At 41.2% G+C, this 15,081-nt stretch carries 11 protein-coding genes; 4 read left to right on the forward strand and 7 right to left on the reverse strand.

The features are described from left to right. Window positions 1-5: 5 nt before the first annotated feature. The 5 genes from CXF69_RS03800 to CXF69_RS03820 form a co-directional block, all read right to left on the reverse strand. On the reverse strand, window positions 6-1,706 hold the full coding sequence (locus tag CXF69_RS03800) for an AMP-binding protein (RefSeq protein ID WP_101204442.1): 1,701 nt from the start codon (window positions 1,704-1,706) through the stop codon (window positions 6-8). Between the two features lie 641 nt (window positions 1,707-2,347). Then, window positions 2,348-4,045, reverse strand: a complete 1,698-nt coding sequence (locus tag CXF69_RS03805; protein ID WP_101204443.1) for an AMP-binding protein — start codon at window positions 4,043-4,045, stop codon at window positions 2,348-2,350. A 461-nt stretch (window positions 4,046-4,506) separates the two neighbouring features. Next, window positions 4,507-5,283, reverse strand: coding sequence for an ABC transporter permease (locus CXF69_RS03810; protein ID WP_227522871.1), 777 nt, complete (start codon window positions 5,281-5,283; stop codon window positions 4,507-4,509). Between the two features lie 146 nt (window positions 5,284-5,429). Then, window positions 5,430-6,266 carry an ABC transporter ATP-binding protein gene (locus tag CXF69_RS03815; RefSeq protein ID WP_101204445.1) on the reverse strand — a complete coding sequence of 279 codons (837 nt, stop codon included), beginning with the start codon at window positions 6,264-6,266 and terminating at the stop codon, window positions 5,430-5,432. A gap of 6 nt (window positions 6,267-6,272) precedes the next feature. After that, complete coding sequence (locus tag CXF69_RS03820; RefSeq protein ID WP_101204446.1) at window positions 6,273-6,860, reverse strand: thioesterase family protein; 588 nt, start codon at window positions 6,858-6,860, stop codon at window positions 6,273-6,275. 205 nt (window positions 6,861-7,065) lie between these two features. Between CXF69_RS03820 and xthA the strand changes: the two genes are divergently transcribed. From xthA to CXF69_RS03835, 3 genes are all read left to right on the forward strand, one after another. Continuing rightward, window positions 7,066-7,890 carry an exodeoxyribonuclease III gene (gene xthA / locus CXF69_RS03825; protein ID WP_101204447.1) on the forward strand — a complete coding sequence of 275 codons (825 nt, stop codon included), beginning with the start codon at window positions 7,066-7,068 and terminating at the stop codon, window positions 7,888-7,890. 192 nt (window positions 7,891-8,082) lie between these two features. Beyond that, window positions 8,083-9,306, forward strand: coding sequence for a bifunctional glutamate N-acetyltransferase/amino-acid acetyltransferase ArgJ (argJ, locus tag CXF69_RS03830; protein ID WP_101204448.1), 1,224 nt, complete (start codon window positions 8,083-8,085; stop codon window positions 9,304-9,306). A gap of 348 nt (window positions 9,307-9,654) precedes the next feature. After that, window positions 9,655-10,053, forward strand: coding sequence for a DUF4377 domain-containing protein (locus CXF69_RS03835; protein WP_101204449.1), 399 nt, complete (start codon window positions 9,655-9,657; stop codon window positions 10,051-10,053). Window positions 10,054-10,167: 114 nt separating this feature from the next. Here the strand turns inward: CXF69_RS03835 and CXF69_RS03840 are convergent, their stop codons facing one another. After that, window positions 10,168-11,601 carry an L-serine ammonia-lyase gene (locus tag CXF69_RS03840; protein WP_101204450.1) on the reverse strand — a complete coding sequence of 478 codons (1,434 nt, stop codon included), beginning with the start codon at window positions 11,599-11,601 and terminating at the stop codon, window positions 10,168-10,170. A 522-nt stretch (window positions 11,602-12,123) separates the two neighbouring features. Between CXF69_RS03840 and CXF69_RS03845 the strand changes: the two genes are divergently transcribed. Then, complete coding sequence (locus CXF69_RS03845; RefSeq protein ID WP_101204451.1) at window positions 12,124-13,548, forward strand: solute carrier family 23 protein; 1,425 nt, start codon at window positions 12,124-12,126, stop codon at window positions 13,546-13,548. A gap of 144 nt (window positions 13,549-13,692) precedes the next feature. Here CXF69_RS03845 and CXF69_RS03850 read toward each other — a convergent pair whose 3' ends face one another. Next, window positions 13,693-14,625: a DMT family transporter gene (locus CXF69_RS03850; RefSeq protein ID WP_101204452.1), complete on the reverse strand. Its 933-nt coding sequence runs from the start codon at window positions 14,623-14,625 to the stop codon at window positions 13,693-13,695. Between the last annotated feature and the right edge of the window lie 456 nt (window positions 14,626-15,081).

The raw sequence follows: 15,081 nt of genomic DNA on the forward strand, positions 1-15,081 counted from the left end.
AAGTATTACAACGTTTGAGGGTTGTTTGACATATGCTGTTCACGCAGCTTTTGACGCAGTACTTTACCAACATTACTCTTTGGTAGTTCACTGACAAACTCAATATGACGTGGACATTTATAACCAGTCAAATTTTCAAGTGCGAATTCCTTGATGACTTCTTTAGTGACGTTATTGTCAGCAGGTACTATATAAATTTTAACCGCTTCACCTTGATTTTCATCAGGAATACCAATTACGGCACAATCGACGATACCATCACAATCAAGCATGACAGATTCGATTTCATTCGGAAATACATTGAAGCCTGAAACTAAGATCATGTCTTTCTTACGATCTAGTAGAGTAAAGTAGCCTTTCTCATCCATGCTAACGATATCACCTGTGCGGAAGTAGCCATCGCGAGTAAAGTCATTGCTATTGTCTTTATTAAAATATCCTGACATAACGTTTGGACCTTTGATACACATCTCGCCTGCTTGATGCATGCCAACACGCTCACCGTTTTCGTCAATCACGATAATATCGACACTCGGTACAGGTATACCAATAGTACCGTTGAACTTGCGATCAGTGATAACGTTGGCAGTACCGCCAGCCACACCTTCCGTCATACCCCAACCTTCAACCATGGGGCAACCAGTCACTTCTAACCAACGTGCTGCGGTTTGCTCGGTTGCCGCCATACCACCTGCTTGCGTGATACGTAGCGAGCTAAAGTCTAAGTCTTTAAAGTTTGGTTGGTCAAGTAACCCTTTAAATAGAGTGTTTACAGCAGGGAAGATGTGGAATGGTTGTTTTGATAACGTTTTAATAAACCCAGGCATATCGCGCGGATTAGGCACTAGGATAAAGGTATAACCTGAACGCATACCAAGCAGACTTAGCATGAAGGCAAAAATATGATATAGCGGTAAGGCCATAACCATATTGATATATACTTCATTGATACCTGAGGTCACAGGACGATACCATGCCTCTGATTGCATAGCAGCAGCAACGACATTACGTTGTGTTAGGATAGCACCTTTAGATAATCCAGTCGTACCACCTGTATATTGCAAGATCGCTTTTTGTTGTAGGGTGGTTTTTGGTGCTTGAATCGGTAGGTTTTTTCCCTTTTTTAATACTTCAGGGAATTTAGTGACATTGTACTTAGGATCGTTCAGGTTGTATTTTGGAACCAAGCGTTTGACCTGACGGATGACTGTATTGACCAAAATACCTTTTAAACCCATCATATCGCCCATTTTTGACAGCACGATACGTTTGATATTGGTTTCTTCAATGACTTGTTCTAAAGCTTGAGCAAAGTTATCCACAACAAAAATAACCTGAGCGCCCGAGTCGTTCAATTGATGACGTAGCTCACGGCCTGTATATAGCGGATTGATAGGTGTACAAACGTAACCTGCACGCAGAATACCAATCATAGTCGGTAGGTATTGTGGAACGTTCGGCATCATGAGAGCCACTACGCTACCTTTAGGTAAACCTTGAGCTTGTAACCATGCTGCTACTGCCAGTGAAGCGTTATCAACATCACCATAAGTATGCGTCACACCCATACAGATAGTCATCGGATGCATACGAAAGCGGTTAAAACACTCTTCATATAACTCTATGAGGCTTTCATACTGATCAGGATTAATCGTCTTGGGTACATTTTCTGGGTATTGAGCAAGCCAAGGTTTATCTACAGTCATGATTAGCGTCCTTAAATATTAAAATAAATTAAGGCTCTATAAAAAAGTAGTCACATCCATGTCAACAATTTAAATCGCTGTTCCGTTAGCAAGAAATTGTCGAGTGCTATCCTATATGTTCACATACTGCTAAAATACGGGGCCCTTATAAAGTTTGATTTAATCACAGAGCATAAATAGCTCATCAGATTAAAAAACCAATTAATGTTTTGGTAATGAAAATAGCTACTAGTAATGCTGCTAATCAATCGATATGAATCATAATTATATAAGATCAAAATAACAGAAAGTATAGTGACACATTTTGGCAATACATTAACATAACTACAACCGTGCCTGTTATTCTTATACAAGAACTTGATAGTTTACAGTTAAATTTGATAAATGAAACAATATATGTTGAATAATCAGAAAATACCTAGACAAATAATTTACTTTCTTATCAAGTAATTAACATGAAATTTATTCAAAAAATGTCATATAATTGGATATAAAAGTAGATTTGTAGTAATTATAATAGAGAAATTTTATATTTGAATGACAGAAAATAAATATACAAAAAGGGCATCTTACAATTACTGTAAGATGCCTTTAGTAAAAATAAATTCATGTTTTTAGAATTTTTTAAAAATTGTCTCTATTTATACTTGAGGGTAGTCTGCATTGTGTTTTTCACGCAATTTTTGACGCAGTACTTTACCGACATTACTCTTTGGTAAGTCGCTCACAAACTCAATGTGACGTGGACACTTATAACCCGTTAGATTGTCTAACGCAAAATCTGTAATCACTTCTTTGGTAACATTATTGTCTTCAGGTACTACGTATATTTTGACCGCTTCACCTTGATGACTATCAGGAATGCCAATTACCGCGCAGTCAAGAATACCATCACAATCAAGCATCACGGACTCAATTTCGTTTGGAAATACATTGAAGCCTGAAACCAAGATCATGTCTTTTTTGCGATCTAGCAGTTTAATATAACCCTTGTCATCCATGCTGACGATATCACCAGTGCGGAAATAACCATCACTAGTAAAATCAGCACTACTGTCTCTATTCAGATATCCAGAGGTTACGTTAGGGCCTTTAATACATAGCTCGCCCCTTTCGTTTAGATCTACATGCCTGCCGTCTTCATCGATAATAATAACATCTACGCCAGGTGCTGGCACACCGATAGTACCGTTAAACTCACGATTGGTAATAACGTTGGCGGTGCCGACTGCAACGCCTTCTGTCATACCCCAACCTTCGATCATCGCGCAGCCAGTTACTTCTAACCAGCGATTCGCAGTTTGCTCAGTAGCCGCCATACCACCAGCTTGTGAGATACGTAAAGAGCTAAAGTCCAAATCTTTAAAATTAGGATTATCGAGCAGCCCCTTAAAGAGGGTATTAACCGCAGGGAAAATATGGAACGGCTGTTTTGACAAGGTTTTAACAAATCCAGGAATATCACGTGGATTAGGTACTAGTATAAAGGTATAGCCTGAACGCATACCAAGTAAACTCAACATAAATGCGAAGATATGATACAACGGCAGTGCCATCACCATATTGATATACACTTCGTTGATTTCTGACGTGATAGGGCGAGTCCATGCTTCTGATTGCATCGCTGCTGCTACGATATTACGCTGTGACAAAATAGCGCCTTTCGAAAGACCTGTGGTACCGCCTGTATATTGTAAAAATGCTTTTTGATCCAAAGACATTTTTGGTTGCTGAAAAGGTAGGTTTTTACCTTTTTTCAATACTTCAGGAAACTTAGTGACATGGTACTTAGGATCGTTAAGGTTGTATTTGGGTACTAAGCGTTTGACCTGACGAATAATTGTATTGACCAAAATACCTTTCAAACCCATCATATCGCCCATCTTCGATAGGATTACACGTTTGATAGCCGTTTCTTCAATAACTTGCTCAAGCGCTTGGGCAAAGTTATCAACCACAAAGATTGCCTGGGCACCTGAGTCGTTAAGCTGATGGCGTAATTCTCGGCCAGTATATAGTGGGTTAACAGGGGTACAAACGTAGCCTGCACGTAGTATTCCAATCATGGTGGGCAGATACTGTGGAACGTTTGGCATCATGAGAGCGACGACACTACCTTTTGGCAAGCCTTGATTCTGTAGCCAAGCGGCGACTGCCATTGAAGCATTATCAATATCACCATAAGTATGAGTCACTCCCATACAAATGCTCATTGGATGTCCACGGAAGCGATCGAAGCATTCTTCGTACAGCTCCATGATGCTGCTATATCTATCGGGATTAATGGTTTTTGGCACACCGGCTGGATATTGAGAAAGCCAAGGTTTGTTCGATATCATAGTTAGCATCCTTGCGATTTGATATAGGCTAAAGTATTTTGAAAAGGTAGTTATCAATCTATCAATGGTACAAACCACCATTTACTTAAGTGGTATCTACCGTAATCAATAGCATCCCTGTCTATTGATTAATAGCTAGTCTTTTTGCTGCTATAACAGCATTCTATTTAATGAGTATTTAGATAAAGCATTAAATAGAACAAACAAATAAAATGTTTAGTAAAAAAAACAATGCTCGTTCTAAAACTATTTATCTGCTGCTTACCAATAAAGTATCAAAAAAACGATACATTTGAGCAATACATTAGCATGAATTTAGTCTAAAACAATAACAGTAAGCGATACTGATCAGTACATATATTAACTTATAAGAATATAGTAACTTTGCTGGCTGACAAAAGAAGGATTAGTTAATTAATATTGGTAAGCTGATAAAATACAAAGGAGTTTAGATGCCAAAATTATTGCGGTAAAATGAATTGATCTTTTCTATTAAAGAAACGTCGATAGATGAGTAATGCACTAATAGTGCAGCCAAGCGTGCTGCTGACACATATCAGGAACATAGTGACTATTTGATAGCGTACGGCTTGAGTGGGATCGGCGCCCGCTAGGATTTGACCCGTCATCATGCCTGGTAAGCTAACAATACCGACGACTAGCATAGAGTTTAAAGTTGGAGTCATGCCATTGGTGATAGCTGCTTTTATCTGCTCATGGACGGCTTCGAATGGCTTAGCAGATAGACTGAGCATCATTTCTACGCGCCCTGATTGCTCATGAAAGGATTCAATCAATTGATTGCTCGTCAACGAAATGGCAGTCAGAGAGTTACCTAATATCAGACCCAATATAGGAATAATGAATTGCGGTGTATACCAAGGCTCAACATTCAAAATCGCTATAATCGCAATCGCTGTTACTAGTATTGCTGAGATACCGACTGCCAATAACGTATCTGTCAATAATCCTCTATAACTGCGTTTAACGCGATTTTTGGCCGCACTTCCTGCAATTAAAGTCATGACCGTTAAGATAAGTAGTACTTCATACCATTGTTCACGTGCAAAAATCCACGCCAGTATCAGCCCAATAAAGCTAAGCTGTATAATCGTACGAAGTGCCGCTATTAAAAGGGTCTTGCTTAGCTTTAAACGTAACCGCCAAGAGATGAGTAACACGATAATAATTAAACTACTGGCAAGAGCAATATCACTATAAGTGAGAAATATTTGCATATCATTCGTACCACTCATATGAGCTTATTTAGAAAGTAATTATAGTAATAATACAAGGTGAGGGTTAAGGTTATTAACGTGCTAAATTGTCTGAGCAACTATACGAAGACTTACTCATTTGATTAAATGTTTCTGATAAAAGCTCTTCAAGAGTCCGCAGTGAGCACACCGGCTTGCATGTGCCAATGTCTATTTGCCAAAGGCATAATATCTTTTGTGTCGTGAGTCACCCATAGGAGTGTGCGCTGTGCATCTGCGCGCAACCAGCTGATGAGTAAGTTGACTAGCTGTGTTGAAGTGTCAATGTCCAAAGCAGCAGTTGGCTCGTCTAGCAATAGAACTTTTGGACTAAGTTGTAATAGACGCAATGTATTGACCAGTTGGCGCTCGCCACCAGATAAGTGCTTGGCGTCCTGTTGCAAAAAATCTGCACTTCTATCTAAGTGTTCAAGCTGAGCAACATGCCAGTCTATGTCAAAAGTCTGCGATTGGTGAGCATATAATTGATAAGGCATTTGTAAGTTTTCAAGGACACTACCGTCTAACAGTTGTGGATGCTGAGCAAGTAGGGCGACCTGCTGGCGCCACCGTATAGGCGCAGTCTCATGCATATCGTGATAAACATTACTCGACGTGTCATCGTGCAAACGAACAGTACCGCTGCTCATTGGTAATAATCCTGCCAATACTCGCAATAGTACTGATTTACCGCTACCAGACGCTCCTGTCAAAACAGTGACTTGCCCTGACAATAGCATACCGCTCGCACCGCTTATTAGCGTTCGATCAGGAGTTGATGGCTCTTTATCCAGTGAAGCGTCTGCGGTTAGCTTGCTTGCCCATTTTTGATAAATGCTATACGGCATAGAGATTTTATTCGAGGCTTCTTTGCTATTTTTAATGCTTTGAGCATTTATCGTCCGTTGGCTATGTACCCATAGGTTATCAAATTCAAGCAACACTCTACCCGTATCTATGCTCATAGCGCTCTACTGCTGACCATGCACTTGCTCAGAGATAGCCTGTTCGATCGTAACGCGCAGTTTTTTTGGTACACGAATAGGACGCATTGGTGGGGTTGTCGCTGAAGTATCTGGTTTATCGCTGCCTATCTCGTCATTACTCATTGGCTCTGGTTTGACGAGATTTTGTACGCAGGCAATGACGATTTTGGTACTGCTTAGTAGCTGGCTATCATCTGTTTCGTTAGTACTATGATTTGGTAGATTGCGATAGATACTTTGATAAAATATGATGCTGGCAGGTTTTAGCTCCACTTTATCAATACGTACGCTAATTACCTCATCTAATAGAATGGCTCTTTTGTATTGCAAGTCCGCCTGACTCACGACAAAATGCTGTACTTCACCACTGTCAGTCTGCAAAAAATACCCATTTAAGCCAAGCTCAGTAAACCAGTCGCGTCGGCAGTTTTCAAAAAACACCAAATGATTGGCGTGATAGACTATACCGCCAGCATCAGTATGGTTAATATAGACGTTATAATCTTTAGCAAATAATGGTTTGGGGTCATCATTCATGGCTGATGTCGTATTTTTTTGCTTAATTGTTGTCATAGCGATGCTCGATATTTTTAATAAGTATTGTTGAATAAAAGTGTTTCAGATAGACCAATAATAGATAGTGCTTATAATAGAGTTACTCTAGCTCAAGATATCAGGCCATGCAACCGCTAGAACCGCTTACATTTGTTATCATAGTCGTTTATATTTCACCCATTTATAGAGCGCTATATTCTAACCAATCAGTATAGGACAGTTTATGACCCGTTTTGTCAGTTTTAACATCAATGGTATCCGTGCACGTCAGCATCAGCTCGAGGCAGTGCGCGAGGTAATCGATCCTGATGTCATGGGCCTACAAGAAACCAAGGTTCATGATGATCAATTTCCGCTTAGCGATATCGAAAGTCTAGGCTACCACGTCGAGTACTTTGGACAAAAAGGGCATTACGGCGTTGCACTGTTATCCAAAGCTGCACCTGTATTCATACAAAAGGGCTTTCCTGGCGAAGATGAAGAAGCCCAAAAGCGCTTTATCCATGCACGTTATGAGTTTGAAGGTCGTGAAGTAGATGTACTTAACGGGTATTTTCCGCAAGGAGAGAGCCAAGATCACCCGACCAAATTTCCAATGAAGCGCGCTTATTATGCCAATTTGATGGCTTATATTGATACGCTAAAAGCGGAGGGTCGTTCGATTATCGTCATGGGTGATATGAATATTGCACCAGAAGATATCGATATTGGTATTGGTGAAGTTAATGCCAAGCGTTGGCTGAAAAACAGAAAAACCTCATTTCTGCCAGAAGAGCGTGAATGGTATTCAGCATTGATGTCACGTGAGCTGACAGATACTTACCGTCTGCATTATCCAGAGAGTACCGAGTTATACAGCTGGTTTGATTATCGCAGTCGCGGCTTCAATGATGAACCTAAGCGCGGGTTACGTATTGATCATATCCTATGCACTTCAGACTTAATCGATAAATGTATCGATGCTGGTATCAGTTATGAGCTACGTGCTATGGAAAAACCGTCTGACCATGCACCGATTTGGTCAGCATTTGACCTAAAGAAACCGTAATACTTATATACCGTGATACCTACATATAGTCAATTATCATGTCAATTAGATACGATGATTAGCTTGTTCAGTCTGCTTATTGTAGTGCTGCAGCTAGTTCTTCTTGGATCTGAACTGTCTTGAACTGACTGTAGTGTTTATCACTTAGTATTCCGTAAATAACGATAAAAATTGAAAAATAAGGATTTTATTATGGCTGTTGGAAATGTATCAGTACCTGACGTTATCTATCCTATCGATGGTATTAAACTCAGTGCCACAGCGGCAGGTGTCCGTTATAAGGACCGCGATGATCTAGTAGTTATCGAAATATCTGACAAAGCTACTACTGCGGTTGTCACCACTAAAAACACCTTTTGTGCAGCGCCAGTGCGAGTATTGCGTGAGCACTTTGCTAAGGTTAGTCCGCGCTATTTAGTCACCAATACAGGTAACGCAAATGCAGGTACGGGCGCTGATGGTAAGCGCCGCGCTATTGATATCTGTACAGCATTAGCTGACAAAGCCGGTGTAGATACCAATACGATATTGCCATTCTCTACCGGTGTCATTGGTGAGCCGTTAAATAGTGATGCGGTTATCGCAGGTCTGGATAATGCATTGGCTAATCTAGCGCCTGATAGCTGGCTAGCCGCTGCTAATGGCATTCGCACGACAGATACCATTCCTAAATTAGCCAGCCAAAAAATTGATGTAGCAGGTACTAGCTATCATGTCACTGGTATGTCTAAAGGCTCAGGAATGATACGCCCAAATATGGCGACTATGCTGGGCTATGTGGCGACAGATGCTAATATCGCTGCTGACTTATTGCAAGAGATGCTAAGCGCTATCAATGAGCAGTCTTTCAACCGCATTACTGTCGATGGCGATACCTCAACCAATGACTGTTGTGTGTTAATCGCAACAGGTGCTGCTAGCTCAGAGGTGATTGATAGTCCAGAGCATCCACATTATCAGCCTGTATTTGATGCATTGGCTGATGTGTTTGTTCGTCTGGCACAACTGATTGTACGTGATGGCGAAGGCGCTACTAAATTCATGACGGTCAAGGTGACTGGCGGTCAAACCACGCAAGAATGCTGCGATGTGGCTTATGCAGTCGCACATTCACCTTTAGTAAAAACGGCATTCTTTGCCAGTGATGCTAACTGGGGACGCATATTAGCAGCAGTGGGCTATGCTGGTATCGAAAATTTAGATACAGAGCAAGTTGATGTGTATCTAGACGAGGTAATGATTTGTCAAAATGGCGGTGTTGCACCTGACTATACAGAGGAGGCGGGCAAAACAGTCATGAGCCGACCTGAGATTACCATTCATATCGACCTTGCACGTGGTGATGCTAGCGATACCGTATATACCTGCGACTTGTCATACGATTATGTCAAAATAAACGCTGATTATCGTAGCTAGTACTCTTCAATAAAACATAATTTGTATAGTTGTATAAGAGCCAGAACAGATATTGTTCTGGCTTTTTAACGTCAAACATATGCTCAGTAGCAAATCACTCTGCTATTCAATACGCTTCATTAACATCAGTTGCAAAAGCTGACGTTAATTTACAAAGTAGTCATAGAGGGTAAGACGACTAGCGACCTATACTGGTTTCAGTAAAAAGCAAACAACCTTATTAGCTTGTAGCAAAGCAAGATAAGGTGTTCAAAATAATAATTTTATCTAAGCAACCATAAGTTAGTAGTTAAGCCAGTAACTAAACTATTAATAAAGAATCAATAACAATTATCTGAGGATTGAATAATGAAGAAATTAGCACTTGCAGCATTGATGACAACTTTTGCCCTTTCTGGTTGCTCTACGATGAGTATGGATGATGAGCGCACAATGGTTGTTGAAGGACAACCTATGAATGTAAAAGTAGTAAATATCCCGAGTTTTGAAGTAGAAATTGCACCGCGTAAAGCAGTATGTGACTTGACTGCTACTGATGGCAGCATGGTTGAATCACAGTGCTTGCAGTATCGCCAAACCTATCAGAAAAACTACACTACGCTAAACGGTAATATTCAGGGCTTTACCTATGAGCCGAACTATCGTTATGTCCTAGATGTACGCCAAGAAGCAGTAACAGCAGAAGGCTCAAATGTCGTGCAGCCAGTATGGATTCTAAACGAAGTGGTATCAAAAACTGCTGAATAATATTGATAGCAATATATAGACGATAAAGCAGTTATACATGACAAAAAGGCCTCTAATTCGTTAGAGGCCTTTTTACGTGTTTATTGTTAGTAAATTATTTTTCGAGAAGTCGGATTAGCACTGACTATAATTAACACTGACACCGCGCGTTGCCGTAGGGATTCTATTGTCAGCATAAATCGCCAGACCGCCTCGTGCTGTTTCTTTATACTTATCAGACATATCAGCTCCTGTTTGCTTCATTGTCTCTATCGCTTTATCTAAAGAGACGAAGTGCTGACCATTGCCTCTACAGGCTAAGCGTGCTGCATTGATTGCCTTGACTGCGCCCATCGCATTACGCTCGATACAAGGCACTTGTACCAGTCCGCCAATAGGATCACAAGTAAGACCTAGATTGTGCTCAATGCCAATCTCTGCTGCATTCAGGCATTTAGCTGGTGTGCCATTCATGATTTCTGCCAGTGCAGAGCCTGCCATTGCACACGCAGAACCAACCTCACCTTGGCAACCGACTTCAGCACCAGAGATTGAAGCATTTTGCTTGATAAGGCTACCGATAGCAGTGGCGTTTAGCAAAAATTTACGAACGCCATCTTGGCTGTAGTTGGGCAAAAAATCACGATAGTAGTGCAGTACGGCAGGAATGATACCTGCTGCGCCATTGGTTGGAGCCGTGACTACTTTGCCGCCATTGGCGTTTTCTTCATTGACGGCGAGCGCGTACAAATCGACCCAGTCCATAGCGGCTAACTTATCAGTCTTGGTGATAGGTTGGTCTTTTTCAGCACACAGCTGCGTATGCAAATCTTGGGCACGGCGCTTTACATCTAATCCGCCCGGCAAGATACCGCCATTTTCACAGCCTTGTTTGACGCAGTCTTGCATCACTTCCCAAATGCTATCTAGATAAGCAAAGACTTCTTCTTTAGTATGGAAGTGACATTCGTTTGCCAGTACCAATTCGCTGATGTTCAAATCATGCTCACGACATTGCTCTAGTAGCTCTGCTGCGTTATTGAACGGATAGGGAACTCTATCGATGGTCGGACTGGCATGATCTTCGTCAGGGTTAGTCGCATCTTCTTCATTAATGACAAAACCACCACCGACTGAATAATAAGTCTGCTGATAGCGAACGCCTTCAGTTGAGATAGCGCGTAGCGTCAATGCATTAGGGTGATAAGGCAGCACAGTATCGTCATACCAGTAGATGTCTTGCTCTGTATCAAAAGCAATCGTATGCGTGCCTGATACATTGAGAATCTTGTCAGAGAAGATAGGAGATAGGTAGCTACTGGTCATACGTGTGTCTATCGTACTAGGCGTATGTCCAAGCAGTCCTAACAATATAGCCGTATCTGTTGCATGGCCTTTTCCAGTCGCCGCCAAAGAACCATACAGCTCAATCTCAATGGTCTTAATTGCAGTCAGTTCCATCTGCTCAGTTAGCGAGGTCAAAAATAAGTTTGCAGCGACCATCGGTCCGACTGTATGCGAACTGGATGGGCCGATGCCGATTTTAAATAAATCAAAAACACTGATCATAATAAGTCACCAAAAATTTTAAGCGCTTTAGCCTATTTTATCTATGGCATTGGGCGCTTTTGTGAAAAATATAATAGACAGCCGTCGCTCCTAGTCACCATTGATAGGTGGGCGCGAGACACTATTTATGAAGGTTATAAGGTAAATGAGCACTGAGGGCAGTTGAATAATAACTTTTATTTATTTTGAAACTCCGTTATCATGCTCGCAGTCAACAACTATGTAACATCCTGTAAGTTGGTTATCATCGTAAAATAAGACGGATTAAAAAAGACTAAATTTTTCAGTCAAACATATCCGTATTCATACATCTAGCAAGATATGGCTATCATACCAAATAATACTTTTGGTTTGTCATATTACAACATAAATGCATGAATTGGGATGACATATTATAGATAGGAAGACTTAACGTTCTGCTATTTATACAAGCCCTTAGAAATATGTCCATTTATTAATATTCTTATTTTATCAGTTATTCTAGCCTATTACTTTAGCTTAGCTCACATAGGACAAGCGCGCATGCCATCTCAAAAAGACCCTTCATCAGCGTCAGACAATAGCGCTCAAGATCTATCGACTCAAAATGCCTTGGAGTCTGCAGGCATTGATTCAGCTGCTATCAATTATCCGCACAATCCAGATTTTGAAAATGGCCGTTGGTTTCCGACATGGCGTCCTTATAAGGGCGACTTGGATCGTGATCCAGTCGGTATCAACGACTATTTACCTCCGTCAAAAAGCGTATTGCTCGGTATACAGCATACATTTGCGATGTTTGGTGCAACCGTGCTTGCACCTTTATTGATGGGGTTTGATCCTAACTTAGCTATCTTGATGTCCGGTATCTGTACGGTAATGTTTTTTATGATTACCGGTGGGCGCATGCCGAGCTACTTGGGATCAAGCTTTGCTTTTATTGGTCCAGTCATCGCGGTGACCGCTTATGCAGGCGCAGGGTTCAATGACAATCTAAATGTTGCGCTAGGCGGTATTATGGCCTGTGGTATTATTTATGCATTGATTGGTCTGCTAGTGATGAAGACGGGTACAGGTTGGATTGAGCGTTTGATGCCGCCTATTGTGACGGGTGCGATTGTCATGATTATCGGTCTTAACTTGGCGCCAGTGACCATTCAAGGCGTGTCTGCCAATCAGTTTGATGCTTGGATGGCCACTTTGACCGTACTGCTCATTAGTGGTGTGGCAGTATTTACTCGCGGTATGTTGCGTCGTCTGTTGCTACTCGTCGGTCTGGTTCTGTCGTATGTTGCTTATTTTGTCATGACCAATATTTTAGGCTTTGGTACAGCGATTGATTTTAGTACAGTAGCTGCCGCTTCATGGTTTGGACTACCAAGCATTCATACGCCTCGTTTTGAGCTGAGTGCTATTATCTTAATTGCACCTGTGGCCTTTATTTTGGTTGCTGAAAACCTAGGGCATTTTAAAGCAGTAGAGGGCATGACTAAGGCTCGTGTGACCCCTTATATGGGTCGAGCATTTTTGGCGGACGGTTTAGCCACGACTTTTTCAGCAGGATTTGGTGGTACAGGTGTTACTACTTATGCTGAAAACATCGGTGTCATGGCGGTTACCAAAGTATATAGCACGACGATATTTGTCGTAGCAGGATTGGTTGCTATCATATTGGGACTGTCACCAAAGTTTGGTGCGATCATTCAGACCATCCCAGCGGCTCTATTGGGCGGTGCTTCTATTGTTGTCTTTGGTCTTATCACGGTTGCTGGGATAAAAATCTGGATCGATAGCCATATTGATTTTAGTAAAAACAGCAATCTAATCATCGCGGCAGTGACGGTCATTATGGGTACTGGTAACTTTAGCTTGCATTTAGGTGGCTTTGATTTAGGCGGTATCGGTACTGCTACTTTAGCTGCTATCGTGTTAAATGCCTTGTTTAACCAAAGTTCTGAAACTAAATAAGTAATGCTTATGAAATTGAAGTTTGAGTCTGTCAGCTAAAGGTGGTCAAAGCATATCTCATCTAACAAAAAGCGCCCATGCTATCGATATCATGGGCGCTTTTTTGTATGGCAGTGTTGAGCAACAGTATTGAAAAAATCAATATTACTTATAATCTCGCTTATAAAATCTTGAAAAAAAACGATAGCGACGAAGGGCGCGTGGCTTTGGTTTTAAAGAGCCTAAGTAAATAGCAAACATCGTTAATAGTGCGCCACTCCACTGCAAAGTGTTAATCGGCTTGTCCAGCCAACTATAATCAATGACAAGGGCTGCAATAGGTTCAGTCAACAATAGCAGCCCAGTCAGTGCCAGAGATAGCTTAGGAATAGAGTAGGCAATCAATCCCCATGCCAGACACTGCATCACCGTACCATAGATAAGTACCCAGCCAATCTCAGACCATGTATTGGGTAGGATATTACCTGTGTCAAATACAAACATCGGTATAATCATGGCTAAGACGCCGCCGATACTGATCAGCTGCATTAGCATAAATATAGGCGTCGGTTCAGTGTCGTGCGTTTTGCGGATAAATGTCATCGAAGCCGCTAGCATGGCACCCGATACAATACCAGTGACAAAGCCCCAAGTCGCAGCGGTGTTGTGTGCGAATTCAGGGCTACCTATCATTGCCACGCCTATCATGGCTAAAAACAAACTAATAAGCTGTACGATAGACTGACGCTCATTGAAATACATAAACCCAATCGCGGCCAAGAAAAATATTTGCAGACTATTAAGCAGCGTCGAAATACCAGGCCCAACCGCATAAATACTCTCATGCCACAGCGCCAAATCTAATCCTAAAAACGCTCCTGATAATAGCGCATAAAAAATAGCCCGTCTTGATTTGGGCATTCGTTGGCCCATTATCTTAGCCAATGCCGCAAATACAATACCAGAAACAGCCAATCGCCAAAACGACATGGCCCAACCACCAATATCGACGTGAGCGACAATTAAGCTGCCCAATCCAAAAATGATACAACCAATGACTAAGCCAATAGGTGCAGATCGCGTTGAAGCAATAGCCATAATTTGTCCTTATAACAGTATTTGAATAACAGCACTTTGAATAACAGCACTCTTATTATCATTGCATCATGTCAGAACTTATGTTGACATAGAGCCATATTGTCGTAGTTTTAAGTGCAAAATGAAATGGTAAAACCACAATTTATTACGGTGAATACAGATACTATCGCTATGCGGAAAATTATTGAGCATGTTAGACGTAAATAAATAATCAAAGTGTTTGATATGGCTGCGTTTTTCGCAATAGACTTATGACAGTTGGGCAATAGTATTTATATCAAAATATTTGTATCAGGGCGCCGATTCGTAGGAGTATGAAAGCGCATAATGTATGCAAGTGATATTTCTGCACGGAGGATATGTGTGTAGCACTTTAAGCGACATTAACGCTGCAACACATGTATAGTAGATTGACGATATAATGTACTTAACGTCTGATTTGTTATACCAAACAAT

This window comes from Psychrobacter sp. Choline-02u-9, from assembly GCF_002836505.1.
Taxonomy (GTDB): Bacteria; Pseudomonadota; Gammaproteobacteria; order Pseudomonadales; family Moraxellaceae; genus Psychrobacter.